General features: G+C 70.7%; 23 protein-coding genes. 10 read left to right on the top strand and 13 right to left on the bottom strand.

Features of this window, described 5'->3' with window-relative positions:
* Positions 1 to 70: 70 nt before the first annotated feature.
* From OG819_RS06495 to OG819_RS06520, 7 genes are all read right to left on the bottom strand, one after another.
* Positions 71 to 1,711, bottom strand: coding sequence for an ABC transporter ATP-binding protein (locus tag OG819_RS06495; RefSeq protein WP_266628363.1), 1,641 nt, complete (start codon positions 1,709 to 1,711; stop codon positions 71 to 73).
* On the bottom strand, positions 1,708 to 2,706 hold the full coding sequence (locus OG819_RS06500; RefSeq protein ID WP_266628361.1) for an ABC transporter permease: 999 nt from the start codon (positions 2,704 to 2,706) through the stop codon (positions 1,708 to 1,710). The genes OG819_RS06495 and OG819_RS06500 overlap by 4 nt, the downstream gene beginning before the upstream one ends.
* Complete coding sequence (locus OG819_RS06505; RefSeq protein ID WP_266648421.1) at positions 2,703 to 3,809, bottom strand: ABC transporter permease; 1,107 nt, start codon at positions 3,807 to 3,809, stop codon at positions 2,703 to 2,705. Before OG819_RS06505 ends, OG819_RS06500 begins: the two co-directional genes overlap by 4 nt.
* Positions 3,810 to 3,813: 4 nt before the next feature.
* A complete protein-coding gene (locus tag OG819_RS06510) occupies positions 3,814 to 5,532 on the bottom strand; it encodes an ABC transporter substrate-binding protein (RefSeq protein WP_266628357.1) in 1,719 nt (572 codons plus the stop codon).
* Positions 5,533 to 5,710: 178 nt separating this feature from the next.
* Complete coding sequence (locus OG819_RS58540; RefSeq protein WP_312639156.1) at positions 5,711 to 5,803, bottom strand: Ms4533A family Cys-rich leader peptide; 93 nt, start codon at positions 5,801 to 5,803, stop codon at positions 5,711 to 5,713.
* Positions 5,804 to 5,870: 67 nt separating this feature from the next.
* Positions 5,871 to 7,304 carry a DUF3152 domain-containing protein gene (locus OG819_RS06515; protein ID WP_266648422.1) on the bottom strand — a complete coding sequence of 478 codons (1,434 nt, stop codon included), beginning with the start codon at positions 7,302 to 7,304 and terminating at the stop codon, positions 5,871 to 5,873.
* Positions 7,305 to 7,597: 293 nt separating this feature from the next.
* Positions 7,598 to 8,587, bottom strand: a complete 990-nt coding sequence (locus tag OG819_RS06520; protein WP_266648423.1) for an alpha/beta fold hydrolase — start codon at positions 8,585 to 8,587, stop codon at positions 7,598 to 7,600.
* 173 nt (positions 8,588 to 8,760) lie between these two features.
* Here OG819_RS06520 and OG819_RS06525 point away from each other — a divergent pair, with 173 nt between their 5' ends.
* The 4 genes from OG819_RS06525 to OG819_RS06540 all read left to right on the top strand — a co-directional run bounded on the left by OG819_RS06525 (position 8,761) and on the right by OG819_RS06540 (position 10,698).
* Positions 8,761 to 8,982 (top strand): hypothetical protein, encoded by a 222-nt coding sequence (locus OG819_RS06525; protein ID WP_266436216.1) that lies wholly within the window; start codon positions 8,761 to 8,763, stop codon positions 8,980 to 8,982.
* A 198-nt stretch (positions 8,983 to 9,180) separates the two neighbouring features.
* Entirely contained in the window at positions 9,181 to 9,822 is a 642-nt protein-coding gene (locus tag OG819_RS06530; RefSeq protein ID WP_148010337.1) for a TetR/AcrR family transcriptional regulator, read from the top strand.
* 146 nt (positions 9,823 to 9,968) lie between these two features.
* Positions 9,969 to 10,196 (top strand): DUF3107 domain-containing protein, encoded by a 228-nt coding sequence (locus OG819_RS06535; protein ID WP_266438040.1) that lies wholly within the window; start codon positions 9,969 to 9,971, stop codon positions 10,194 to 10,196.
* Between the two features lie 232 nt (positions 10,197 to 10,428).
* Positions 10,429 to 10,698 carry a hypothetical protein gene (locus tag OG819_RS06540; protein WP_266648425.1) on the top strand — a complete coding sequence of 90 codons (270 nt, stop codon included), beginning with the start codon at positions 10,429 to 10,431 and terminating at the stop codon, positions 10,696 to 10,698.
* Positions 10,699 to 10,807: 109 nt separating this feature from the next.
* Here the strand turns inward: OG819_RS06540 and OG819_RS06545 are convergent, their stop codons facing one another.
* The gene (locus tag OG819_RS06545) at positions 10,808 to 11,569 is read right to left on the bottom strand and encodes a ferritin-like fold-containing protein (RefSeq protein ID WP_266585573.1); all 762 of its coding nucleotides are present in this window, start codon (positions 11,567 to 11,569) and stop codon (positions 10,808 to 10,810) included.
* A gap of 472 nt (positions 11,570 to 12,041) precedes the next feature.
* Between OG819_RS06545 and OG819_RS06550 the strand changes: the two genes are divergently transcribed.
* Positions 12,042 to 14,486 carry a DEAD/DEAH box helicase gene (locus OG819_RS06550; protein WP_266648427.1) on the top strand — a complete coding sequence of 815 codons (2,445 nt, stop codon included), beginning with the start codon at positions 12,042 to 12,044 and terminating at the stop codon, positions 14,484 to 14,486.
* A gap of 139 nt (positions 14,487 to 14,625) precedes the next feature.
* Positions 14,626 to 15,495 (top strand): alpha/beta fold hydrolase, encoded by an 870-nt coding sequence (locus OG819_RS06555; RefSeq protein ID WP_266628346.1) that lies wholly within the window; start codon positions 14,626 to 14,628, stop codon positions 15,493 to 15,495.
* A 53-nt stretch (positions 15,496 to 15,548) separates the two neighbouring features.
* Here the strand turns inward: OG819_RS06555 and OG819_RS06560 are convergent, their stop codons facing one another.
* The gene (locus tag OG819_RS06560; protein WP_266628344.1) at positions 15,549 to 16,445 is read right to left on the bottom strand and encodes an NYN domain-containing protein; all 897 of its coding nucleotides are present in this window, start codon (positions 16,443 to 16,445) and stop codon (positions 15,549 to 15,551) included.
* A gap of 224 nt (positions 16,446 to 16,669) precedes the next feature.
* Between OG819_RS06560 and OG819_RS06565 the strand changes: the two genes are divergently transcribed.
* Positions 16,670 to 16,822: a hypothetical protein gene (locus tag OG819_RS06565; protein ID WP_266648429.1), complete on the top strand. Its 153-nt coding sequence runs from the start codon at positions 16,670 to 16,672 to the stop codon at positions 16,820 to 16,822.
* A gap of 121 nt (positions 16,823 to 16,943) precedes the next feature.
* Here OG819_RS06565 and OG819_RS06570 read toward each other — a convergent pair whose 3' ends face one another.
* The 3 genes from OG819_RS06570 to OG819_RS06580 all read right to left on the bottom strand — a co-directional run bounded on the left by OG819_RS06570 (position 16,944) and on the right by OG819_RS06580 (position 19,448).
* Positions 16,944 to 17,549: a MarC family protein gene (locus tag OG819_RS06570; protein WP_266628342.1), complete on the bottom strand. Its 606-nt coding sequence runs from the start codon at positions 17,547 to 17,549 to the stop codon at positions 16,944 to 16,946.
* A gap of 145 nt (positions 17,550 to 17,694) precedes the next feature.
* A complete protein-coding gene (locus tag OG819_RS06575) occupies positions 17,695 to 18,552 on the bottom strand; it encodes a PHP domain-containing protein (protein ID WP_266628340.1) in 858 nt (285 codons plus the stop codon).
* 254 nt (positions 18,553 to 18,806) lie between these two features.
* Positions 18,807 to 19,448, bottom strand: coding sequence for a DUF6758 family protein (locus OG819_RS06580; RefSeq protein WP_266628338.1), 642 nt, complete (start codon positions 19,446 to 19,448; stop codon positions 18,807 to 18,809).
* A 191-nt stretch (positions 19,449 to 19,639) separates the two neighbouring features.
* Between OG819_RS06580 and OG819_RS06585 the strand changes: the two genes are divergently transcribed.
* Positions 19,640 to 20,893 carry an MFS transporter gene (locus OG819_RS06585; RefSeq protein ID WP_266648431.1) on the top strand — a complete coding sequence of 418 codons (1,254 nt, stop codon included), beginning with the start codon at positions 19,640 to 19,642 and terminating at the stop codon, positions 20,891 to 20,893.
* A 60-nt stretch (positions 20,894 to 20,953) separates the two neighbouring features.
* On the opposite strand, the gene OG819_RS06590 is transcribed toward OG819_RS06585, so the two are convergent.
* The gene (locus OG819_RS06590) at positions 20,954 to 21,538 is read right to left on the bottom strand and encodes a suppressor of fused domain protein (RefSeq protein WP_266436242.1); all 585 of its coding nucleotides are present in this window, start codon (positions 21,536 to 21,538) and stop codon (positions 20,954 to 20,956) included.
* Positions 21,539 to 22,086: 548 nt separating this feature from the next.
* Here OG819_RS06590 and OG819_RS06595 point away from each other — a divergent pair.
* Together OG819_RS06595 and OG819_RS06600 are read left to right on the top strand one after the other, a co-directional pair.
* Entirely contained in the window at positions 22,087 to 23,199 is a 1,113-nt protein-coding gene (locus OG819_RS06595) for a magnesium and cobalt transport protein CorA (protein WP_266628334.1), read from the top strand.
* A gap of 43 nt (positions 23,200 to 23,242) precedes the next feature.
* Positions 23,243 to 23,788, top strand: a complete 546-nt coding sequence (locus OG819_RS06600; RefSeq protein ID WP_266648432.1) for a hypothetical protein — start codon at positions 23,243 to 23,245, stop codon at positions 23,786 to 23,788.
* Position 23,789 lies beyond the last annotated feature (1 nt).

Genomic DNA, 23,789 nt, shown 5'->3' on the forward strand with positions numbered 1-23,789 from the left:
CGTTCAGTCGCGCTACGAGATCAAGCAGTCACGTCTCGTCACGCGTGCGCCCATGTCCGCCGGACAGTCGTCACACCGCCGTCAGCTGCCTCCGGGCCGTCCGTCGCCGTGCCGCGACCTCCGGATCCAGCGCCGGAACCGCGGCCAGCAGCTGCTTGGTGTACGGGTCGCGCGGCGACTCGTAGACCTCGTCGGCGGGCCCGTACTCGACGATCCGGCCGCGTCGCATCACCGCGACCCGGTCGCTCACCTGGCGGACGACCGCGAGGTCGTGCGCCACGAACACCAGCGCGAGCCCGAGTTCGCGCTGCAGTTCGGCGAGCAGGGCGACCACCTGCGCCTGGGTGGTCACGTCGAGCGCGGAGACCGGCTCGTCGCAGACGATGACGCGTGGGTCGGCGGCGAGCGCCCGGGCGATGCCGACGCGCTGGCGCTGTCCGCCGCTGAACTCGTGCGGGTAGCGGTCGTAGTGCGCCGCTTCGAGCCCCACGCGCTCCAGCAGTTCCCGGACGCGCCCCCGGATGCGCCCCTCGTCCCTCCCCCACTCTCGGCTTCGCTCGAGCGGGGGGACCCCCATCCCCCGCGCGCGCAGCGGATCGGCGATCGACTCGCCCACGCTGCGACGCGGGTTGAGGGAGGAGGCGGGGTCCTGGAAGACCATCTGGACGTCCGGGCGCACACCTCCGCCAGGCTTGATCTCCCCCGCCGTCGGCTCCAGCAGCCCCACGAGCATCCGTCCCAGGGTGGTCTTGCCGCTGCCGCTCTCGCCCACGATCCCGAGGGTCTCGCCCCGGTGGATCGTCAGCGAGACGTCGTCGACGGCCGCGAACGCCCGCTTCCCGCGCCCGAATTCGCGCCGCAGGCCGCTCGCCTCGAGAACGACCTCCTCCGTCGCCTCGGAGGCGGTGCGCGGCGCGTCCACGCGAGGCACCGCACCGAGGAGTTCCTGGGTGTACGCCTGCGCGGGCGCCCCCAGGACGGTGCCGACGAGGCCGTGCTCGACCGCTCGTCCGTGCCGCATGACCAGGATCTCGTCGACGCTCTCGGCGGCGACGCCCACGTCGTGCGTGACGAGGAGCAGGCCCATGCCGGTCTCCTCCCGCAGGGTGTGCAGCAGGTCGAGGATCTGGGCCTGGACGGTCACGTCGAGGGCCGTGGTCGGCTCGTCGGCGATCAGCAGATCGGGTTCGCAGGCCAACGCCATCGCGATCAGCGCACGCTGGCGCATGCCGCCGCTGAACTCGTGCGGGCGCGAGCGCGCCCGGCGCGCGGCGTCCGGGATGCCGACGCGGTCGAGCACCTCTACGGCACGCGCGCGTGCGGCGCGCCGGGAGGCCTTCACGTGTACCCGGTACACCTCGGCGATCTGGTCGCCGACCGCGTAGTACGGGTCGAGGGACGACAGGGGGTCCTGGAAGACCATGGCGGCCTTCCCGCCACGCAGCCGCCGCAGTTCGTCATCGGAGGCCGCCTGTACGTCCACGCCGGCCACGCGCACCGCACCGCTCACACGCGCCCCCGTGCCCCGGTGCAGCGCCAGCAGGGCGGACGCCACCGTGGACTTGCCGGAGCCGGACTCGCCGACCAGTCCGAGCGCGGCGCCCTTCTCCAGGGTGAGGGAGAGCCCGTCGACGGCGCGCAGATCGCCGAACTCGACGGAGAGGTCGGTTACTTCGACCAGAGGGGTCGAGGTCGTCGAGGAGTCGCTCATGACAGCACCACCCGTCGGTCGGCCACCGCGTACAGCACGTCCGCGACGGCGTTGGCGATGACTACGAAGAAGCCGATGACCAGGACCATGCCGACGACCACCGGCAGGTCCACGACGTTCACCGCGTGCACCAGCGCCTGTCCGATGCCGGGCAGTCCGAAGAGCGTCTCGGTGAGCACCGCGCCGCCGACCGCCGAGCCGACGTTGTTGGCGTTCAGCGCGATGATCGGCGCGAACGCCCCGCGCAGCGCGTGCCGCCCGATGATCGACCGCTCGCCGACGCCGTACGCCCGGAAGGTCCGGATGTGGTCCTCGGCGAGGGTCTCCAGCATCGCGGCCCTGGTCAGCCGGGCGAACGCGGCGGCCTCGATGAGGGCGAGGGAGAGCCAGGGCAGCAGCAGGTTCCAGGCCCACTGTTCGGGGTCGTCGGTGAGGCTGACGTACTGCGGGAAGGGCAGCAGTTGCAGCTGGCCGCAGACGACGATCATGAGCACCAGGCCGATCACGAAGACCGGTGTGGCGACGCCCGCGAGGGTGATGCCGGTCAGCACACGCTCGGTGAGCCGGCCGCGCCGCCACGCGGAGAGGATGCCGGTGCCGACGCCGAGGACCAGCCACAGCACCATCGCGCCGAACACGAGGGACAGGCTGACCGGCAGCTTCGCCAGGATCAGCTGGGTGACCTGGGTGTCGCCCTGGTACGACAGCCCGAGACAGGGCGCCGAGCAGTGCTCCACCGAGGTGCCGGTGGAGTAGTCCTGGCCGACGAGGATGCCCTGCAGGAAGTGCCAGTAGCGCACGTACAGCGGGTCGTCGAGCCTCAACTGCTGGGCGACCTGGTGCACTTGTTCCGGAGAGCAGCGCGGGCCGCAGGTGATCTGGGCGACGTTGCCGGGAGTGGCGTAGAAGACGACGTAGACGATCACCGAGATGGCGAGCAGGGTGATCACGGTGCCGACGGCGCGGCGCAGGACGAATCCTCCGAAGCCGCTCATGCCTTGGCCTCCTTATCGGCGTTCGCGTCCGCCGCGGCCTGCTTGGTACTCGCATCTGCCGTGGCTCTGCTGGCGTTCGCGTCCGCCGTGGCCTTCTGGGCGTTCGTGTCCGCCTTGGCCTCCCGCTTGCGGCCCGTGCCCACGCGCAGGCGCGAGGCCGCGCGCGGGTCGAGGGCCGTACGGACGCCGTCGCCCAGGACGGTCAGGGACAGCACGGTCACCAGCAGCGCCCCGGCGGGCAGCAGCAGGTACTGCGGGGCCGCCTGGTACCAGACGTCGGCGGCCGTGAGCATCTGCCCCCAGGACGGCGTCGGGGGCTTCACTCCGACGCCGAGGAAGGACAGCGCGGCCTCGGCGGATATGTTCATCGGCACGAGGAGCGCGGCATAGGTGATGACGGGGGCGGCCAGTCCGGGCAGGAGTTCGCGGCGGGCGATGCGCCAGGTGTTCCAGCCGCTGAGCCGCGCGGCGGAGACGTAGTCCAGCCCCTTGAGGGTGAGGGTCTGGGCGCGCACGATCTTCGCGGTGTTGCCCCAGGCGATCAGGCCGATGACGAGCGCGACCAGCAAGGGCCGCGGGAAGCTGCTGGGCACGATCGCCAGCAGGGCCAGCGACATGATCATCAACGGCATCGCGACGAAGATGTCGGTGATCCGGCTCAACAGTTGATCGATCCATCGGTTGCCGAGTGCGGCCGCGACGCCCACCACGACGCCGACGAGGACCTGTACAACGGTCGCCCCCAGCGCGACTCCCAGCGAGACCCGGGCGCCGTACACGAGCCGGGCGAAGAGGTCGCGGCCGGTCTGCGGTTCGACGCCGAGCCAGTGGTCGCCGCTGACGCCGCCGAACGAGCCCACGGGTACACCGCCGCGCGCGGAGTCGATCAGCGACGGATGGTAGGTGGTCGGGTCCTGGCCCTCGATCGCCGTGAGCAGCGGCGCGGCGAGCGCGAGCAGGACGAGCAGCGCGACGACGGCCGCCGCGACGAGGGCGGCGCGCTGCGTGCGCAGCCGCCGCCAGAACTGACGAGCCCCCGAGGCCCCCGGGACGGACGCGAGGTCCGTCCCGGGGGCCTGAGAGGCGACGATTGCCTCGCTCACGGCGCTACTTCACCGCGACCTGGGAGATGTCCAGTACGCCGGTCCAGTCGCTGATCACGATGTTCTTGACCGCGCTGCCGTACAGACGCTTGTAGACGGGGTGGAACAGCGGCACGGTCAGGGCCTGCTCGCCGATCTTCTTGTCCAGTGCGCCCCAGCGCTCGGCGGCCTCGTCGAGATTCGTCAACTTGTTGATCGCGTCGATCTCGTCGTTGACGGACTTGTCGTCGAGGAAGCCGGTGTTGAAGTTCGCGCCGTCCTTGACGATCTGACGGCCGTCGAAGATCGGGGCCAGGAAGGGGCCGCCGGAGGGCCAGTCGGCACCCCAGTGGGCGAGGAAGAAGCCCGGCTCACTCTTGACGCTGTGGATCTTGTCCTTGTAGTCGTTGATCTCCAGGCCCTGGAGCTTGACCGTGATCCCGGCCTTCTTGAGGGCGTCCTGGAGGGCGGTCGCGATCTCCGGGCTGGTCTCGAAGTCCTTGTCATTGGAGTGCGTGAGGGTGATGGTGATCCCGTTCGGGTGACCGGCCTCCTTCAGCAGTTCCTTGGCCTTGGCCGGGTTGCCCGACGCACCCGCCGGGAAGTGGTCGTAGGGCGTGTAGCCGAAGGACTTCTGGTTCGGCAGGTAGGTCGTCGCGGCCTCGGCCAGCGACGAACCGCCCGCCGCGTTGATCACCGACGAACGGTCGACGGCGTACGCGATCGCCTGGCGCACCTTCGGGTCGTCGAACGGCTTCACCTTCGGGTTGAAGGCGATGTAGTTGGTGTAGCCGAAGTGCCCGGTGCCGACGCGCGCCGCCAGCGCCTTGTCACCCGTCACCTTGGCGAGCTCGGCCGGGCCGAGGTTGGTGTCCGTGGTGACGGCCGCGGCGTCCGCGCCCTGCGACGCGGACAGCCGCTGGTTGATCACGGAGGAGTCCAGACCCGACCGTACGTCGATCTTGTCCGGGTAGGCCTTGCGCTCGGCGTCGGTCGCCGCGGACCAGTACGTGTTGCGCGCCAGGGTGATCCGCTCGCCGTCGTTCTCGTTCTTGACGACCTTGTACGGGCCGGAGGAGATCGGGTGCTCCTCGTACTTCGTGCCCTTGTCCTTGGCCTTCGGGACCGGCGTGAACTGGGTCTGCGTGGCGAGGTAGGGGAACTCGCCCTCGGGCTTGTTCAGGTGGAAGACGATGGTCAGGTCGTCCGGGGTCTCGATCGAGGCGAGGCCCTTCTTGTCCTTGTACGGCCCCTGGTAGTCGGCGCCACCGATGAGCCAGTCCCGCAGGTAGGGCGCGCCACCGGAGAGCTCGGCCGCGAAGGAGCGCTCGATGCCGTACTTGATGTCGGCGGAGGTGATCGGCGTGCCGTCCTCGTACTTGAGGCCCTTCTTCAGGGTGTACGTCCACACGGTCGCGTTCTTGCTCGGGCGTCCGGTGTCGGTGGCGAGGTCGGGGACGACCTCGGCGCCGGCGGCGCCGCTCTCGCGGTTGCGCGTGGTCAGCGTACGGAAGACGAGGGAGGGGACGTTGCCGCCGCCGGAGGTGTAGAGGCGCGCCGGATCGAAGTCCTCCTGCGGGCCCGCGTTGAGGACGGTGAGCGTGCCTCCCTTCTGCGGCTTGGAGTCGCCACCGGCGCCCTTGGCATCGTTGTCCTTCGGCCCGCAGGCGGCCGCGCCCGCTGCCACGACCAGGGTGACGGATGCCGCGGCCACGCGGCGAGCTATGACGGACGGTTGACGCATCGGAAGACGACCTCTCGAATGATGAGACAGATTGACGAGGAGTGAGACGGAAGTGAACGGACGTCTGCCCCGGCGTCAGGTCGTCAAAAAGGTCGCAAAGTCGTAAAACAGGTGACCAATACGGTCATTTACCTTCACGACGGAAGCGGAAGCACGACGCACACGCCAGAGGCGGGCGTCAGCGACAGTGGATGTCTGCGACGCAGAGCGCGGTCACGCCGATCAGCGCCAGCTCGATGGCGGCGCGACGGACGGCATGACTAGACCACATGCGCAAAAATATGAACGAACTTTCGGAGCATGTCAACGTGGCCCCAGTGGCCCCCGCGACCCCTCCGTCAACTCCCCGGGTAGGGCCAGGGGTTGGCCCGACAGTGGATTCCGTCATGGTCGAGGAACTTGGTCTGCTGCTGCATGACGGGCGCGAGCTCGCCGTCCTTGTCGCAGGTGACATGGCCGTATCCGAGACGGTGGCCGACCTCGTGGTTGATGAGCATCTGCCGATAGGGGTGAATCGCGTCACCATAGGTCTTGGAGCCCTGCGCCCAGCGGTACGCGTTGATCATCACGCGCTCGGTGGAGGCCGAGTCGCACGACACGTTGTCCTCGGTCGTGTCCAGCCCGGACTTGGCGCACCACTCGGCGGTGGTGCCGGGGCTGGCCAGGGTGATCACGAAGTCGGGCTTGCCGGAGGAGATCCGCTCGAAGGTACGGGCGCCGTTGTGGGCCCAACTCCGTTTGTCGTTCAGCGTCTTCTGCACAGCCTGGGCGAAGAGGGCGGCATCGAGGCCGAGACCCCGCTCCACGTCCACCCGGTAGGTGTACTTCTGCCCCTTGCCGGGCGCCTTGGCGAACCCGGGGACGGCTTCGAACTTCCCCGAGGCCTTGAGGGTGGCGCCGAGCGCGTACTTCACACCCATCTTCTGGTCGTACGTCAGCGGTGTCGCGCTCGGCGTCACGGACGGGGCCGACCCGGCGCCCCCGGGCGAGGCGGACGCGCGGGCGTCCACTCCGCCGCCGGCGGACTGCGTCTGTGCGGTGGCGTCGTGACGGCCGGTGGCCACCTGCCCGGCCACCACGACGGCGAGCACGGTGGTGACGGCGGCCGCGGCGATTCCGGTGAACGCCCGCCCCTTGACGCCCTTGCCGCTGCCCGCCTCCTCGACCCCCGGCTCCTGGCTCCCGGACCTGCCCCCGCTCTCGTCGAAGGCGTCGACATAGGCCTGCCGGGGCCCCGGGCCGGGCCCGAGTCCGGCGTCGGCCTCCTGCCGCTGCCGGGGGATGCGCGGCCCGGGTCCCCCCTGAGGCTCCCCCTGCGGCCCGACCTGGGGCGCACCCTGCGGCAGGACCTGAGGCCCGCCGTACGCGGCCCCCGCCGCCCGCGGGCCGCCCCTGAACTCGCCCCAGCCCCCGCCGGGTTCACGCTGCTCGGGGTGTCCCGCACGCGCCTGGGGCACACCACGGGCGGGGGTGCCGTCCGGCAGCCGAGGCACATCACGAACAGGCGCGTCGCCGGACATACGGGGTATGCCGTGCGCCGGAGTCCCGTCCGGGTAGCGCGGGACACCGTGCGCGGGAGTCCCGTCCGGGTAGCGCGGGACACCGTGCGCGGGAGTCCCGTCCGGGTAGCGCGGGACACCGTGCGCGGGAGTCCCGTCCGGGTAGCGCGGGACACCGCGGGCCGGAGTCCCGTCCTGAAAACGGGGAACACCCTGCGCCGGAGTACCGTCCTGGAAACGCGGCACACCCTGCGCCGGAGTCCCGTTCGCCATGCGCGGGATGCCATGGGCCGGCGTGCCGTCCTGAGGACGGGCAGCACCGGGGATCGCAGTGCCGCCCGGCGCGGGGCGTCGAGGTCCCGGTGGTTGTGGGCCGAGGGGGCCGCGCGTGGCCCCCTGCGGCGAGGTCGCCGCCGGACCCGTACCTGGCACCGCCCCTTGCCCCGTACCCGGCACCGCCCCTTGAGCCGTGCCCGGTGCGGCACCGGGTGCCGGAATCCTCGGCATCTCCCCCGTGTCGCTCTTACCTGCCCGCCCCCGGCGACTGTGACGTCCCACGCCCCGCCTCAGCTCCCCGCGTCGGTGCCGGCCGGGGAGGTCAACCCGCCCGTTTCCACGAGGAGTTCGCGGAACGCCGAGGCCACCGTCTCCGGGTACTCCATCATCGCCACATGCCCCGCGTCCGGCAGGGACAGCAGCCGGGAGTCACGGAAGGCGCGCGCCGCGCGCTGGGCCATACGGTACGCGACGAGCTGGTCCCGGCCGCCGTAGACGAGCAACGTCGGCGCGAGCACCCGCTCCGCCTGGCGCCACAGCCCGTGCTGGCCGCCCAGCGTGTACGCGTTCACGAGGCCACGCGTCGAGCGTGTCATGGCGTCCCAGAAATAAGGCAGGGCGAGCCGCCGCTCCATCTCCTCGACCGCGTGGCGGAACCCCTCGGGCGTCACCATGCCGGGATCGCCGTAACAGAGCGCCATGACCCCGCGGACGCGCTGCTCGGCGCTCCAGTCCTTGGTGAACCTGGTGAACAGCCGCGCCACACCCGGCACCGAGAGCAGCGCGGTCGGCCACGCGCTGCGCTGCGCGCGGATCTCCGGGAACGCGGGCGAGATCAGGGTGAGCGTCTCGACCAGATCGGGACGTACGGCGGCGACACGCGTCGCGACCGCTCCGCCGAGCGAGTTCCCGAAGAGGTGCACGGGGCCGCGCTCGGCCGCGTCGAGATAACGGATGACCGCGCGGGCGTGCCCGGTGACCGAGTAGTTGCCGTCGTCCGGCGGCGGCGAGTCCCCGAAGCCGGGCAGATCGAGGGCCTCGCTGTCCACGAGCCCGTCGAGCAGCGGCATCAGCGCCGACCAGTTCTGCGAGGAACCGCCCAGCCCATGGACGTACAGCGCGGGCGGCAGTCCCTCGCGCGCGGGCGGTCGCGCACGCACCGTCAGGGTGATCCCCGGCAGACCGACCGATCGCAGGCGCTCCCCCTCCGCGACCCGGACGGTCCCGACCCTCGGCGTGACGGTGGTGGCCAGCGCGGCGGGCAGCTCGGTCGAAGACATGCGGCAATGTTACGAGACGATCACGCAGTGGTTCATGTGTTCGCTGTCACAGATCGTACGCGGATCGTCTAGCGCCTCGATCGGGTGTCTCCTAGGCTTCGATCGAGGGCACTCGTACGTACATCAAGATCCGTACATCAGGAGCGCACTCGCACCGCTCGGGAAGAGGAACCATGACAGTCGACCCGACAGACCCCGAGACCTTCAACGACCGGTTCCAGGAGATCCCTGACCCGGAAGCCCCCGAGGCGGACCTCGCCGAGCAGCTCAGCGAACTGGATCCGGCGGACGACTTCGACCCGGAACCCCCCGGTGACCCCCTCAACGCCAATGAGGCCGACCTCGCCGAGCAGGCCAGGGTCGTCCGGCTCAACGAGGACGACTACAGGGGATGACCACATGTGACCGGACCCCGCTGACCAGCGGTATCCGGCGCAACGTTGCGCCCTTCTCACCCCGTTCGTCACCCTCTGTGTCGTTATCGAACGCGTCCGGTCCGTGAAATTCTGCGCTCGCACCGCGCACAGCGGGGTTACCGAAAAGTACGATGGCGGCGCGGCGCACACCGCATGTGGACAATTTTGGGAGGCGGCGTGACAGCCATCGAGCAGACAGAGGCGGCACGCCCGCGGGGCACTCGCCTGCCGCGCCGTGCCCGACGCAACCAGCTCCTCGGCGCCGCCCAGGAAGTGTTCGTTGCGCAGGGGTATCACTCGGCCGCCATGGACGACATCGCCGAGCGCGCGGGCGTCAGCAAGCCGGTTCTCTACCAGCACTTCCCGGGCAAGCTCGACCTGTACCTCGCACTGCTGGACCAGCACTGCGAGTCCCTGCTGCAGGCGGTACGGACGGCGCTCGCGTCCACCACGGACAACTCGCTGCGCGTCCGCGCCACGATGGACGCCTACTTCGCGTACGTCGAGGACGACGGCGGCGCCTTCCGGCTCGTCTTCGAGTCCGACCTGACGAACGAGCCCGCGGTCCGCGAGCGCGTCGACAAGGTCACGCACGAGTGCGCGGAGGCGATCTGCGACGTCATCGCGGAGGACACCGGTCTCTCGCGCGCCGAGTCGATGCTCCTCGCCTCGGGCCTGGGCGGCCTCGCCCAGGTGGTGGCCCGTTCTTGGCTGCACAGCGACCGCAGCGTCCCGCGCGACCAGGCGGTGCAACTGCTGACGTCACTGGCCTGGCGGGGCATCGCGGGTTTCCCGCTGCACGGCACCGATCACCACTGACGCACACCGGACCGCCGCTTTGTTCCCGTCCGCTGTTCGCTCTTGGCGTTCTCGGCCGGAACGTGCACGTCCCCTCACCGGGCTAATGTGTGCAGCGTACGGCGCGGACAGACGCGCACATGACTGACCGTCGGAGGGACAAAGCCGTGGAGGTCAAGATCGGCGTGCAGCACGCGCCCCGCGAGATCGTTCTGGAGAGCGGTGAGACCCCGGAAGAGGTCGAGCGCGCGGTGTCCGAGGCTCTGGCCGGCAAGTCGCCGCTGCTGAGCCTCGTGGACGACCACGGCCGCAAGGTCCTGGTTCCGGCCGACCGCCTCGCGTACGTGGAGCTCGGCGAGCCCACGCAGCGCAAGGTGGGGTTCAGCGCGCTGTAGTTCAGGCGAGCGGAAGCAGAAGGGGCCCGGTGACACTGTCACCGGGCCCCTTCGCACGTACGGAACCGCGCCCTTCGGGCAGCCCTCCGCGCACGTCGTGTCGGGCCCGTACACGTGGTCTCACCACCACGGATGGAGCACAGAACATCCACAGGGGAGGATTGCGTTCCGCACCTCAGGGGTAAACCCGCTACGACCGATTTGCACCGGCCGTGCGGGAGGGACCCCCACCATGTTCTTGGAAGCGCTCGGCGCCGCGATGCTCGGTCTCGCGCTGGCATGGGGGGCCGCGTACCGACTGCCGCACCGCCTGCCGAGCCGCGGCCTGGTCCTGTCGACCGGTGTCGCCGGAGCCCTGTTCGGGGCCTTCCTGACGCACACGGCGCTGGGCTCCGGCCACTTCCTGGTCATCCTCGCCGGCGCCGCGATCGTCTCCGCCGCGCTGCTGTCGCTCCTGCTGCGCCCCGCGGAAAGATTCCGCCGCCGCTCGGCGACGGCGTGACCGAAGCGGGCGACGGCGAAACCCCTGAGGCCGACAAGCCCCGAGACGATCGAGGAAACCGGGGAGACGGAGGAAACCAGGGAGACCGGGGAGACCGGGGAGACCGGGTCTAGGCCGCCAGGCCCAGTGCCGCCATCCGCTTCGTGTGGGCCTCGGTGATCCGCGAGAACATCCGGCCGACCTCCGCGAGGTCGAACCCGTCCGCCACACCGCCCACGAGCATCGTCGACAGCGCGTCGCGGTCCGCGACGACCCGCTGCGACTGCGACAGCGCCTCGCCCATCAGCCGACGCGCCCACAGCGCGAGCCGACCGCCCACGCGCGGGTCCGCGTCGATGGCGGCGCGCACCTTCTCGACGGCGAAGCTCGCGTGCCCGGTGTCGTCGAGAACGCTGAGTACGAGCCCGCGCGTGTCGGCGTCGAGGCGCGCGGCGACCTCCCGGTAGAAGTCACTGGCGATCGAGTCGCCGACGAACGCCTTGACGAGGCCTTCCAGCCAGTCCGAGGGAGCCGTCTGCCGGTGGAAACCGTCGAGCGCGGCGACGAACGGCTCCATCGCCTGCGTCGGCTCCGCGCCGACCGCGGCGAGCCGGTCCCGCAACCGCTCGAAGTGGTGGAACTCGGCCGACGCCATCTTCGCCAGCTCTGCCTTGTCACTGAGCGTCGGCGCCAGCTTGGCGTCCTCCGCGAGCCGCTCGAACGCCGCCAACTCGCCGTACGCGAGCGCTCCGAGCAGGTCCACGACCGCGGCGCGGTACTGGGGGTCGGCGGCGGCCGTGTCCCAGTTCTGCGCGGCGACTCCGGTGGCCGCGGGGGTGGTCTTGTCGGTGGCCTCGGCGGACGGGTCAGCGGCGTTGTCAGGCGTCGTCATGAAGCGCACAATAGCCCGCTCGACGCAACAGGGAAGTCCCTGATCAATCAGTGTGACGACGACTACGTGACCAAACCGGCCATCGCATATGCGCGATTCCGGGGTATGGTGGTAATGCGCCCGGCGAGTATTCGACGGGCCGCACGAATGAGGATGCCCGGTCGGTGGCCCGATCGGCTCCGACCCGACAGCCCTCCTCGTCCGTACGGCACATTGCGTACGACATCCGGAGGGAACCCTCAGCGGCACGAGAGCTCGAGCGTCGGCAGTGGTCCCATGCCACTCGGCCCGCCCGTCAAGAGCGGTCGACGTCCCCGGCACGGTCCCCGACACGACCCCCGCGCTCGCCTCGCACCGCGTACACAGAAGAGGCAGCACCCTGACTACGACTTTCCGAGAGCTCGGAATCCTTCCCGAGACGGCCGAAGCCCTTGAAGCCGTCGGCATCATCACCCCCTTCCCCATCCAGGAGATGACGCTCCCCGTAGCCCTTTCGGGCTCCGACGTCATCGGCCAGGCCAAGACCGGTACCGGCAAGACGCTGGGCTTCGGCCTCCCGCTCCTCGAGCGTGTCACCGTCCCCGCGGACGTCGAGGCGGGCCGGGCCCAGCCCGAGCAGCTCACCGACGCCCCGCAGGCCCTCGTCGTCGTCCCGACGCGCGAGCTGTGCACCCAGGTGACCAACGACCTGCTGACCGCCGGCAAGGTCCGCAACGTACGCGTTCTCGCCATCTACGGCGGCCGGGCGTACGAGCCGCAGGTCGAGGCCCTCAAGAAGGGCGTCGACGTCATCGTCGGCACCCCGGGCCGACTGCTGGACCTCGCGGGCCAGAAGAAGCTCAACCTCAAGCACATCAAGGCGCTCGTCCTCGACGAGGCCGACGAGATGCTCGACCTGGGCTTCCTGCCCGACGTCGAGAAGATCATGAACATGCTGCCGGCCCGCCGTCAGACCATGCTGTTCTCGGCGACCATGCCGGGTGCGGTCATCGGTCTCGCGCGCCGCTACATGTCGCAGCCCACGCACATCCGCGCCACGGCGCCGGACGACGAGGGCGCGACGGTCCGCAACACCGCGCAGTTCATCTACCGCGCACACAACATGGACAAGCCCGAGCTGGTCGCACGCATACTGCAGGCCGACGGTCGCGGGCTCGCGATGGTGTTCTGCCGCACCAAGCGGACGGCGGCGGACCTCGCCGACCAGCTGCAGCAGCGCGGCTTCGCCTCCGGCGCGGTCCACGGCGACCTCGGCCAGGGCGCCCGCGAGCAGGCACTGCGCGCGTTCCGCAACGGCAAGGTCGACGTCCTCGTCTGCACCGACGTCGCCGCGCGCGGCATCGACGTCGAGGGTGTCACCCACGTCATCAACTACCAGTCCCCCGAGGACGAGAAGACGTACCTGCACCGCATCGGCCGTACGGGCCGCGCGGGCGCCAAGGGCATCGCGATCACGCTCGTCGACTGGGACGACATCCCGCGCTGGCAGCTCATCAACAAGGCGCTGGACCTCGGCTTCAACAACCCGCCGGAGACGTACTCCACGTCCCCGCACCTCTTCGAGGAACTGAACATCCCGGCCGGCACCAAGGGTGTCCTGCCGCGTTCCGAGCGCACCCGCGCCGGACTCGCGGCCGAAGAGGTCGAGGACCTCGGCGAGACCGGCGGGCGCGGCGGTCCGCGCGGCCGCGGTGGCCGTTCGTCGGCGCCGGCGCCCGTGGAGCACGAGCGTGAGCGCCCGGCGCGCACCCCGCGCCGCCGTCGCCGTACGCGCAACGGAGCCGCGCTGGAGGAGACGTCCACGACGCCGACTCCGGAGGTGACCACCGAGCCCGCCGCCGCGGAGGCCACCGAGCCCCGCACCCCGCGCCGCCGTCGCCGTACGCGCGCCGGAGCGGCGGAGACGGTGGCGGCTGCCGCCACGGTCACCGAGCCGTCGGCGACCGTGAGCGAGGCCCCGGAGACCGCGGAGACCGTGGTCGACACGGCCGAGGGCACGGTCGAGGCCGCGCCGGAGGCGCTCGCGAAGCCGCGTCGCCGCCGGGCCCGTAAGACGGCGGAGGCCGCCCCTGCCGAGGCCGAGACCGTGGCCGTCGTCGCGGAACCCGCGCCCGTCGTGGAAGCCGTCGCCGAGGACGTCACGGAGGCTCCGGCCAAGCCGCGCCGGCGTACCCGCAAGGCCGCGGAGGCCGCCGAGGCCGTGCTCGACACGGCCGAGGGCACGGTCGAGGCCGCGCCGGAGGCCCCCGTCACCAAGCCGCGGCGTACGCGGGCCAAGGCCACGGCCGAGGCACCCGCCGAAGCGGCCGTGGACAGCGCGGAAGCGGTGGCGGCCAAGCCCGTCCGCCGCCGCACGCGCAAGGCCGTCGCCGAGACCGCCGAGACCGAGATTCCGGCGCAGACCGCTGCCGCCGTCGTCGAGGCCCCGGAGGCCAAGCCGCGCCGCCGTACCCGCAAGGCCGCGGAGCCCGCGGAGGTCGCGGTCGCCACGGCGGAGGCTGTTGCCGAGGCGCCGGTCACCAAGCCGCGCCGTACGCGTAAGGCGGCGGTGGCCGCGGTGGACACGGTCGAGGCGACCGTCGAGGCCGCGCCGGAGGCCCCCGTCACCAAGCCGCGGCGTACGCGGACCAAGGCCACGGCCGAGGCACCCGCCGAAGCGGCCGTGGACAGCGCGGAAGCGGTGGCGGCCAAGCCCGTCCGCCGCCGCACGCGCAAGGCCGTCGCCGAGACCGCCGAGGCGACGATTCCCGCCCAGTCGGCCGCCGTTGACGAGCCCGAGGCCAAGCCCCGTCGGCGCACCCGCAAGGCCGCGGTCGCCGCGGAGCCCGCGGTCGCCACGGAAGCGTCGCCGGAGGTGGCGACACCGCGTCGCCGCACGCGCAAGGCGGCGGCTGCCGCGGAGCCCGCGGAGAGCTGATCCCAAGCCCGATGGCCCGGTCCCACGTGCAGTGGGGCCGGGCCATTGGCGTTTTCCGGACCGGGTGGGTGAGGGCTGGGCGCGCAGTTCCCCGCGCCCCTGGGGCACGGGGCGAAGCCCCGCCCGATAGCCTCGGGGTATGAGCAGGCCCCCCTCCTTCGCCCCGCCAGCCGGTGTCCGTGCCTACCGTCTCCGCACCGCCCGCGGCGAGTTCGCCGCGCTCGACGCCGCGCCGCAGGCGCAGCTGAAGGGAACCGTGCTGCTGCTGCCGGGGTTCACCGGCAGCAAGGAAGACTTCATCGCGCTGCACGAGCCGCTCGCGGCGCGCGGGTACCGTACCGTCGCCGTGGACGGCCGCGGGCAGTACGAGAGCGACGGACCCGAGCACGACGAAACGGCTTACGCACAGGCCGAGTTGGCGAAGGACGTGCTCGCGCAGGCGGCGGCCGTCGGCACCCCCGTACACCTCGTCGGCCACTCCCTCGGCGGACTGGTCGCCCGTGCCGCCGTCCTGCTCGACCCGGCCCCCTTCGCCTCACTCACCCTCATGGCCTCGGGCCCCGCCCAGATCTCCACCTCCCAGCAACAACGCGTCAAACTGCTCCGGGACGCCCTTGCCGTGATGGGCATGGCCGAGGTGTGGGACGCCATCCAGGCGATGGAACCGCCGGAGGAGACCGACACCGGCAGTCTCGACGGGGGGCTCGACGACCGTGATGACCTGCGGCGCCGCTGGCTGGCCACGCGACCGGCCCAGCTGATCGCGACGGGCCGTCAGCTGTGCACGGAGCCCGACCGCGTCGCCGAGCTGGCCGCCGTACGCCTGCCCAAGCATGTGCTGTCCGGCGCGTTCGACGACACCTGGCCGGTGCCGCTCCTGGACGACATGGCCGTACGGCTCAAGGCCCGGCGCACGGTCGTACGCGGAGCCGAACACTCCCCGAACACGGACCAGCCCGAGCAGACGGCTCTGGCCCTCGCCAAGTTCTGGGATCAGACGGAGCAGTGATCCGGGCGGAAAAGTAGTCAGGAAGCCCGGGCCGGGTAGCTAGTACCGCGGCACTAGTACTGCGCCTGCAGGTGCTCCCAGAAGCCGTCCCGGAGCGCGCGGCGCAGGTCCGCCTGGCCCCGCAGGGAGTACTGCAGCAGCCCCTCGGCCTCGACCAGCAGATCCTGGTCGACCGAGCCGGGCAGGTAGGGGTGGCCGGGCAGCAGCTCCACCAGCGCCTCGCGCCCCCGCGCGGCCAGCCACTTCGCGGCGATCTGGGCGCCCACGAACCGCACGTCCTCGCGGGTGGGCCGGCTCGCCGCCGTCGGGTCGTAGGTGGCGGAGGTGCGGCGGGACACGTAGGGCTTGAAGAATTCGAGGTCGAACGTGCGCTGGCTGTCGACCTCCCACAGCAGCGGCTCGGCCTGGTTGCGGCCCTCGGGCGCCTCGATGCCCCAGAGGTGGACCCGCGCGCCGTACCCCTGCGCCGCTTCGACCGCGGACACCAGGTCCTCGTCGCCGCCGAGCAGCGCGGCGTCGCTGATGGCCCGGTGCCGGGCGAGGGACTCCAGGTCGGAGCGGATGAGGGAATCGACGCCCTTTTGCTGGTTGTTGGCGTTGAGGTTGCCCAACCGGACCTTCACGTCCGGGAGTTCGGCGATCGACTGCTGTTCCGCGGTGTGGATGCGGCGGCGCGCGCCGTCGTACCAGTAGACGCGCAGCAGCCTGCTGTCGGCGAAGATCGTGCGGGCCTTGTCGATGAGCGCCTCGATGAGGCCTTCGGCGTCGAGGTCGAAGGCGCGGCGGTCCTCGGTCCCGGCGACGAGCCGCCCCGCGGCCGCGTACAGATATCCGGCGTCGACGAAGATCGCGTGGGTCGAGGGCGTCTTCGCCACCTCGGCGAGCATGCGCTGGAGCAGCTCGTTCGTGCGGTCGATGCGGGCGCCGAGCGCCGCGTGGTCGTCGTTCATCGCCTCCATTGTCCCGGCGGTCACGCTGCGAATACAACCGGTCCCGTTCAGTCTCCTTCAGACTTCTTACCCGACAGTAATTAGGTTCTCGAAAAATTTCCTTAGCGTAGGGAATGTTTGTAACACGCACCCCGTTGAATACGAACGGAAGCAGGGGTACCGACGCCTCGCACACCACACAAGTAGTTCTCCTCAGGAGGATGACCAGACGAAGGGAGAAGCCCATGCGCTTCGAAATCATGCGACTCGACGATGTCGACGGCACGCCCGTGGACAGCACTGTCGTAGACGCCACCTCCGTCAACCGGATCGTTCAGCAGGCCGCCGCCATCGGGCAGCGACTGTGGATCCGCCCGGCCGAATCGTCCGCTTCATAACAGTTCGGAGCAGTCCAGGCAGGTCTTGGAGCAGTTCACCACTGGGCGGACGCCTTCAGATTTCAAAGCCCCGTACGGCACGATGCCGTACGGGGCTTTGCGCGTTCTCACAGGCTCACGGTCAGCCCGCCCGGATCACCTGGGTGACCCCGTTGATGATCTGCTGCACGGCGATCGCGGACAGCATCATGCCCGCGAGCCGGGTCACCAGCACGACACCGCCGTCCTTGATGACACGGATGATCAGCAGCGAGTAGCGCATGACCAGCCACAGGACGACATGGATGGCGAGGATCGCGGTCCACACGGACACCTGGGTGGCGACGGTGTCGGCCTTCTGGACCGCGAGGATCACCGACACGATCGCCCCGGGGCCCGCGAGCAGCGGCATGCCGAGCGGTACGAGGGCGACGTTGACGTCCTTGGTCTGCTGGGGCTCGTCGGTCTTGCCGGTCAGCAGGTCGAGGGCGATCAGCAGGAGCAGCAGCCCGCCCGCGATCATCAGCGCGGGCACGGACACATGCAGGTAGCCGAGGATCTGGTGGCCGAGCAGACCGAAGACGACGATCACCCCGCCGGCCACGCAGACGGCCTGGAAGGCCATCCGTTTCTGCACCTTGGCGGGGCGTCCCGCCGTGAGCGCGAGGAAGATCGGGGTGATCCCGGGGGGATCCATGATGACGAAGAGGGTGAGGAAGAGGGAGCCGAAGACGGCGACGTCGAACATGAGTGAGTCAGGCCTTGCGAAGGTATGGAAGGCGGCACGGCGAGGTCGGCCGTTGCCGCCGGGGAAGGGTGTTCCGCCGGGCGGAACAGAGACACACGACGGACGGCGTCGGGTGCCGAGAGGAACCGGGGTGCGCGGGCGAGCCTCAGGCTCCGCCGGTGCCCGGCACGGGGAACGCCCCGGTCGCCCGCCGGGTGATCTCGCCGTACACCTCGGGGTCGGTGGTGAACTCCCCGAGCACGCAGGTCTTGCGGCTGCCGTGGTAGTCGCTGGACCCGGTGGCGAGCAGCCCCAGGTCGGCGGCGAGGCCGCGCAGCCGGGCGCGGGTGGCCGGCTCGTGGTCCATGTGGTCCACCTCGATGCCGTCGAGCCCGGCGGCGGCGAGGTCCGCGATCGCGGACTCCGGCACGGTCCGGCCGCGCTTGGCGGCGGCCGGGTGCGCGAAGACGGTCACCCCGCCCGCGGCCTTGACGAGGCGGATCGCCTCGAAGGGGTCGGTCTCGTGCTTGGGAACGTAGGCCCGCCCGCCGTCGGCCAGCCAGTCCTGGGTGAAGGCGTCGGAGACGCTGTCCACGACCCCCAGCTCGACCAGCGCGGAGGCGACGTGCGGCCGCCCGACGGATCCCTCCCCCGCGATGCGCGCGACCTGCTCCCAGGTGACCGGTACGCCGAGCTCCTGGAGCTTGGCGACCATGGCCCGGGCGCGCGGCACGCGGTCGTCGCGCACCAGCTCGCGCTCGGCGAGCAGCCCGGGCTCCTCGGGGTCGAAGAGGTAGGCCAGCATGTGCATGCTGACGCCGTCGAGGCGGCAGGAGAGCTCGGCGCCCGTGACGAGGGTCAGCCCCTCGGGCAGCGCGGCCAGTGCCTCCGCGTACCCGCGGCTGGTGTCGTGGTCGGTCAGCGCGACGACGTCGAGACCGGCGATGCCGGCGTTGCGCACCAGTTCGGCGGGGGTGTCCGTACCGTCGGACGCGGTGGAGTGGGTGTGCAGATCGATACGCACGACGCGGACTCCAGGCGGTGACGGGGTGGACGGGACCGCTCAAGGATAACGGGATTCCGGAGCACCGCCGTCACACCCGCACCTAGCGAGCACCCCCTACGCGCACCCCGTGAGCACGCCGTGATGCCAGCACTCCGTCAGGGGCGCGGAGAACTACGCGAGCACTCCGTCAGGGGCGCGGGGAACTGCGCGCTCAGCCCAGAACGACCCGCACACAACCACCCATCCGAGGCACCCCGCACCACGGCTGAGCGCTACGGCTCCAAAATGCGCGGCGACAACGCCCCGCACGGCAGCAGATCCATCTCCGCCCCCGCATCCCGCAGATCCGTCAGCACCAGCTCGTCGTACATCAGCAGCCCCGACTGCTCGGGCCACACCACCGCCCACACCCACAGCCCCAGCGCCTCGCCCGCGAAGACGGCACGGTCGTCGGGGCTGCCGGCCACATGCCAGAGCGGGGTCGGACGGCCGGCGGCGAGGACCTTCACCTGCGGCGGTTTCTCGACGCTCATGTACGGCCCCGGGTCGGGTCCTTCGATGCCCGCGTAGCGCGCGCCGAGGCCGACGCCGAGCTCCTCGGCGACGATGATCAGCTCCCCGATGCCGCCGAGCGGTCCGGGGCCCGAGCAGGCCACGGCCGTCGCACGCCCCCCGCTGCGATCGTCACCGGCGAATGCCGCGCCGGTGAACAGCCAGCCGACCGGCAGCGGCCACGGCATCCACACCGGCACCTGGGCACGGTGCACCACCACACCGAGGGCCTCGACGCTGGGCGGGATCACGGGCTGCAGCGGATGCACGGTTCCGTGCACATCGCACTGCCAGGAGTCGGCAAAAAGGCCGGGAGCCCTGACCCGGCCACCACACTTCGGGCAACTGGGTTCGCCCCTCATAGAGCCCCACGGTCCTCCCCGTCTTTCGCCGCGTCAAGGACGATCACCCGTCCGGAGTGTGCCGGTCACCCGATGGAACTAGATGCAGCTTGCATTAATTAGCCCTTCTAACTTATTATGTGTGTATACACCAACGATCTGGCCATCAATCCACGGCCACCGATCTCTCCACACGCAGTCGAGGAGCGAGCATGATCAACAGCACGGGAGGCCCCGGCGAAGGGGACACATTCGACGCCGGTGCGGGCAGCATCCTGCGACAGCCGAAGGCCGTCTGGGCGACCGCCGGCGCATCCGTCGTCGCCTTCATGGGCATCGGGCTCGTCGACCCGATCCTGCCGTCCATCGCCAAGGGCCTGGACGCCACCCCGAGCCAGGTCTCGCTGCTCTTCACCTCGTACTTCCTGATCACCGCGGTCGCGATGCTGGTGACCGGCTTCGTCTCCAGCCGCATCGGCGGCAAGAAGACCCTTCTGCTCGGCCTGGCGCTCGTCGTGGTCTTCGCGGGGCTCGCCGGCACGTCCGGCTCGGTCGGCGAACTCGTCGGCTTCCGGGCCGGCTGGGGCCTGGGCAACGCACTGTTCGTGTCCACCGCCCTCGCCGTCATCGTCGGCGCGGCGGCGGGCGGCAGCGCCGCGGCGATCCTGCTCTACGAGTCCGCGCTCGGCCTCGGCATGGCGTGCGGACCGCTGCTGGGCGCGCTGCTCGGCAACGCCAGCTGGCGCTACCCGTTCTTCGGCACCGCGTTCCTGATGGCGGTCGGCTTCCTGTGCATCACGGCGTTCCTGAAGGAGCAGCCGAAGCCCGCGAAGAAGACCTCACTGCTCGACCCGCTCAAGGCGCTCGGCCACCCCGGCCTCGCCTCGGCGGCCGTGTCGGCGTTCTTCTACAACTACACGTTCTTCACCCTGCTGGCCTTCACCCCGTTCGTGCTGAACATGACCCCCTACAAGTCGGGCGCCGTGTTCTTCTGCTGGGGCCTGCTGCTCGCCGTGTTCTCGGTGATCGTGGCGCCGCGGATGCAGGCACGGTTCGGCTCGCTCAAGGTGCTGGGCGGCTCCCTGGTCCTGCTCGCCGCCGACGTGCTCGTGCTCGGGTACGGCGACCACACCACGGCCGTGGTCTGCACGATCCTGTCGGGCGCCTTCATCGGCGTGAACAACACCGTCTACACCGAGCTGGCGCTCGGCGTCTCGGACGCTCCGCGCCCGGTGGCGAGCGCCGGCTACAACTTCGTCCGCTGGTTCGCCGCCGCGGCCGCGCCCTACTTCGCGCCGAAGATCGAGGAGTGGAGCGACATCCACATCCCGTTCGTGGTCGCCGCGATCACCGCGGCGGTCGGCGCGGTCGTGGTCTTCGTACGACGCGACGCGCTCTCCCACGAGGCCGAGGAGCTCCAGCCGAAGCACGCCGCCGAGGACAGTGTGACCGTGTTTGCCAACTGACTGTTTTCGGCCAGGACTGACCTGCTCTCAGGTCGGCGGAAAGGGACGGGCCAGAAGTACTCAGTCCAGCGGAACGGACCTGCGCAACGGATCGCGCAGGTCCGTTCCGCCGTTCAGCCAGCGTTCCTGGAGGGCCCCGGCGCCGTGTACGCGCTTCCACGCGGCCTCGTTCGGCGTCATCGGGAGCAGCGGCAAAAACCGTACGGGATCGGCCGGCGCGTCCAGCTCCAGGTCCTCCACCAGGCCGCCGGACTCGGCGACCAGGACCGAGGTGAACGGCGCTCCGGGCCACAGCGCCCCGCCCACGTCGAGCGAGGCACCGGGGGCCACGATCAGCCCCTCGACCTGCGGGGACGCGGCGAGCACGGCGAGCGGGCGGAGCACCTTGTCGGTGTCGGCGACCCCCAGGCGGACGGACAGGATCAGCTCCGCGCGCGGGCCCTTCACCGGGTCGGCGAGGACCGCCGTGGGGTCCGCCATGGGCTGGGCGGACATACCGAGCGTGGCGTAGCGGACGACGTCACCCTCTGTGAAGCGCAGCACTTCGATGCGGTCGGTGCCGAGGAAGGTGACCGCGGCCCGGGCGTCGGGCTCGCCCAGCGCGGAGCGCAACCGGGCCTCGACCAAAGGAAGAACATCAGCCATGAGCCGAGCATAGAACTCGTCAGTAACGGGCAAAGCGGCGGCTTGACGCTTCAGTGCGCTGATAGTCTTGGCCGCTGGTCGGGGCAGCACGCCAAGCGTCGCTCTCAAGCCCCGACACACTGAGACTGACTGCCTTCCCCACGGGGGGAGACAGCTCCCCCAAGGGGGATGGATCGTCCCTCACGGGGGACCGGCCGGAGGAGGTGGGGCTGCAATGGACCGAAGTCGACCAGGCAGTACCACCCGCTCTTCCGGTCGCTGAAGTTCTGTAGCTGGTTCCAGCCGTTCCCTGGCTCCCGTAGCTCTGTCGGCTGCTTCCTCCTGCAAACGTGTGCATACGTGTCAGCGTTGTCCCGGTGCACCACGGAAGAGCGCTTCGTTTCCACCTGATCCATCCGATCTGTCTGATCTGAATCAGTAGCGAAGCTGCCACCGCGACGGTGCGGTGCTCCCCGCTTTGTGGACGTGCCAAACATCCGCAGTCAGGACGTCCCCATTCCGGGTAGTTTCAACCGTCGTCGGTCGCCTCCGTTGCGAAGGAGCCCGTCATGTCGATGATTCGTGACCTGCGTGCCGCGGTCCGCCCCCGTCCCTCGCTGCGCAAGGACAGTGGCTCGTACGACCACACCCGCGCCCCCGGGACCAACTCCGCCGTGGTCGACTGCGCGGTCTACCGCGACGGCACCCGCGTCCAGACCTCCGAGCCGCTGACGCCCCAGGAGGCGATGCGGCTGGTGCACCGCGACGGCGGCTTCGTGTGGATCGGGCTGCACGAGCCCACCGAGGCCGAGTTCGCCGGTATCGCGGGCGAGTTCGGACTGCACCCGCTGGCCGTCGAGGACGCCGTTCAGGCCCACCAGCGGCCCAAGCTGGAGCGCTACGACGACTCCCTGTTCACCGTCTTCAAGACCATCCACTACGTCGAGCACGACGAACTCACCGCCACCAGCGAGATCGTGGAGACCGGCGAGGTCATGTGCTTCACCGGGCGGGACTTCTTCATCACCGTCCGGCACGGCGGGCAGGGCTCGCTGCGGGCGCTGCGGCACCGGCTGCAGGACGACCCCGAGCTGCTCGCCAAGGGGCCCTCCGCCGTGCTGCACGCCATCGCCGACCACGTCGTCGACGGGTACATCGCGGTCGCGGACGCCGTGCAGGACGACATCGACGAGGTGGAGACCGAGGTCTTCTCGCCGGGCCGCAAGGGCACCCCGCGCGGCACGGACGCCGGCCGCATCTACCAACTCAAGCGCGAGGTGCTGGAGTTCAAGCGGGCCGTCTCCCCGCTGCTGCGCCCCATGCAGCTGCTGAGCGAGCGCCCGATGCGGCTGATCGACCCGGACATCCAGAAGTACTTCCGTGACGTCGCCGACCACCTCGCCCGCGTCCAGGAGCAGGTCCTCGGCTTCGACGAGCTGCTCAACTCCATCCTCCAGGCCAACCTCGCGCAGGCGTCCGTCACGCAGAACGAGGACATGCGCAAGATCACTTCCTGGGCCGCGATCATCGCCGTACCGACGATGGTCTGTGGGGTGTACGGCATGAACTTCGACTACATGCCGGAGCTGCACTGGAAGTTCGGCTACCCGCTGGTGCTCGCCGCCACGGTCGGGATGTGTCTGTCGATCCACCGGATCCTGAAGCGCAACGGCTGGCTCTGAGCGCGCCGGGTGATCGCCGGGCAGCCCTGGATAGGCTGGGGTCATGACGGAACAGCTGCTCGACCGGGCCCTCGTCGAGGAGGCCACGAAGAAGTCCGGGCTGATCTGGGTACGCGGCAGCGGCGCGTCGACACACGGAGCGCCGGGCGCCGAGGCGCCCACCCGGGCCCTGTGGCACGTGTGGCACGACGGCGCGGCCTGCCTGGTCGGTGACGGGCCCGGTGAGCAGCCGCTGCCCGGGCTCGTCGACGGGGGCGACGCGGTCGTGACCGTACGCAGCAAGGACAAGGGCGGGCGGCTGGTCACGTGGACCGCGAAGGCGGTCGAGCTCGCGCCCGGCTCCCCCGCGTGGGAGGCGACGGTCGCCGAACTCAAGGGCAAGCGCCTGAACGCGCCCGACGGCGAGGAGATGCCCGCCCGCTGGGCCCGCGAGTGCCGGGTGCTGCGCCTGGAGCCCCGGCCGGGCATCCACCCGCTGCCGGACGGCTCGCTGGCCGCCGCGCCGCTGCCGACGCCGGCGACCACCCGGCAGCCGATCCCGGCCGCCGTGCCCCGCCTCCTGTTCAGGAAGCGGGGACGTCGCGGGTAGG

This window comes from Streptomyces sp. NBC_01549 (assembly GCF_026339955.1).
Classification (GTDB): domain Bacteria; phylum Actinomycetota; class Actinomycetes; order Streptomycetales; family Streptomycetaceae; genus Streptomyces.

What these genes read in the sequence shown, in the direction of transcription:
- OG819_RS06495 (WP_266628363.1), bottom strand. Translation starts at nt 1,711, where the DNA reads ATGAGCGACTCCTCGACGACCTCGACCCCTCTGGTCGAAGTAACCGAC.
- OG819_RS06500 (WP_266628361.1), bottom strand. Translation starts at nt 2,706, where the DNA reads ATGAGCGGCTTCGGAGGATTCGTCCTGCGCCGCGCCGTCGGCACCGTG.
- OG819_RS06510 (WP_266628357.1), bottom strand. Translation starts at nt 5,532, where the DNA reads ATGCGTCAACCGTCCGTCATAGCTCGCCGCGTGGCCGCGGCATCCGTC.
- OG819_RS58540 (WP_312639156.1), bottom strand. Translation starts at nt 5,803, where the DNA reads ATGTGGTCTAGTCATGCCGTCCGTCGCGCCGCCATCGAGCTGGCGCTG.
- OG819_RS06515 (WP_266648422.1), bottom strand. Translation starts at nt 7,304, where the DNA reads ATGGCGAACGGGACTCCGGCGCAGGGTGTGCCGCGTTTCCAGGACGGT.
- OG819_RS06520 (WP_266648423.1), bottom strand. Translation starts at nt 8,587, where the DNA reads ATGTCTTCGACCGAGCTGCCCGCCGCGCTGGCCACCACCGTCACGCCG.
- OG819_RS06525 (WP_266436216.1), top strand. Translation starts at nt 8,761, where the DNA reads ATGACAGTCGACCCGACAGACCCCGAGACCTTCAACGACCGGTTCCAG.
- OG819_RS06540 (WP_266648425.1), top strand. Translation starts at nt 10,429, where the DNA reads ATGTTCTTGGAAGCGCTCGGCGCCGCGATGCTCGGTCTCGCGCTGGCA.
- OG819_RS06545 (WP_266585573.1), bottom strand. Translation starts at nt 11,569, where the DNA reads ATGACGACGCCTGACAACGCCGCTGACCCGTCCGCCGAGGCCACCGAC.
- OG819_RS06550 (WP_266648427.1), top strand. Translation starts at nt 12,042, where the DNA reads ATGACGCTCCCCGTAGCCCTTTCGGGCTCCGACGTCATCGGCCAGGCC.
- OG819_RS06555 (WP_266628346.1), top strand. Translation starts at nt 14,626, where the DNA reads ATGAGCAGGCCCCCCTCCTTCGCCCCGCCAGCCGGTGTCCGTGCCTAC.
- OG819_RS06560 (WP_266628344.1), bottom strand. Translation starts at nt 16,445, where the DNA reads ATGAACGACGACCACGCGGCGCTCGGCGCCCGCATCGACCGCACGAAC.
- OG819_RS06565 (WP_266648429.1), top strand. Translation starts at nt 16,670, where the DNA reads ATGCGCTTCGAAATCATGCGACTCGACGATGTCGACGGCACGCCCGTG.
- OG819_RS06570 (WP_266628342.1), bottom strand. Translation starts at nt 17,549, where the DNA reads ATGTTCGACGTCGCCGTCTTCGGCTCCCTCTTCCTCACCCTCTTCGTC.
- OG819_RS06580 (WP_266628338.1), bottom strand. Translation starts at nt 19,448, where the DNA reads ATGAGGGGCGAACCCAGTTGCCCGAAGTGTGGTGGCCGGGTCAGGGCT.
- OG819_RS06585 (WP_266648431.1), top strand. Translation starts at nt 19,640, where the DNA reads ATGATCAACAGCACGGGAGGCCCCGGCGAAGGGGACACATTCGACGCC.
- OG819_RS06590 (WP_266436242.1), bottom strand. Translation starts at nt 21,538, where the DNA reads ATGGCTGATGTTCTTCCTTTGGTCGAGGCCCGGTTGCGCTCCGCGCTG.
- OG819_RS06595 (WP_266628334.1), top strand. Translation starts at nt 22,087, where the DNA reads ATGTCGATGATTCGTGACCTGCGTGCCGCGGTCCGCCCCCGTCCCTCG.
- OG819_RS06600 (WP_266648432.1), top strand. Translation starts at nt 23,243, where the DNA reads ATGACGGAACAGCTGCTCGACCGGGCCCTCGTCGAGGAGGCCACGAAG.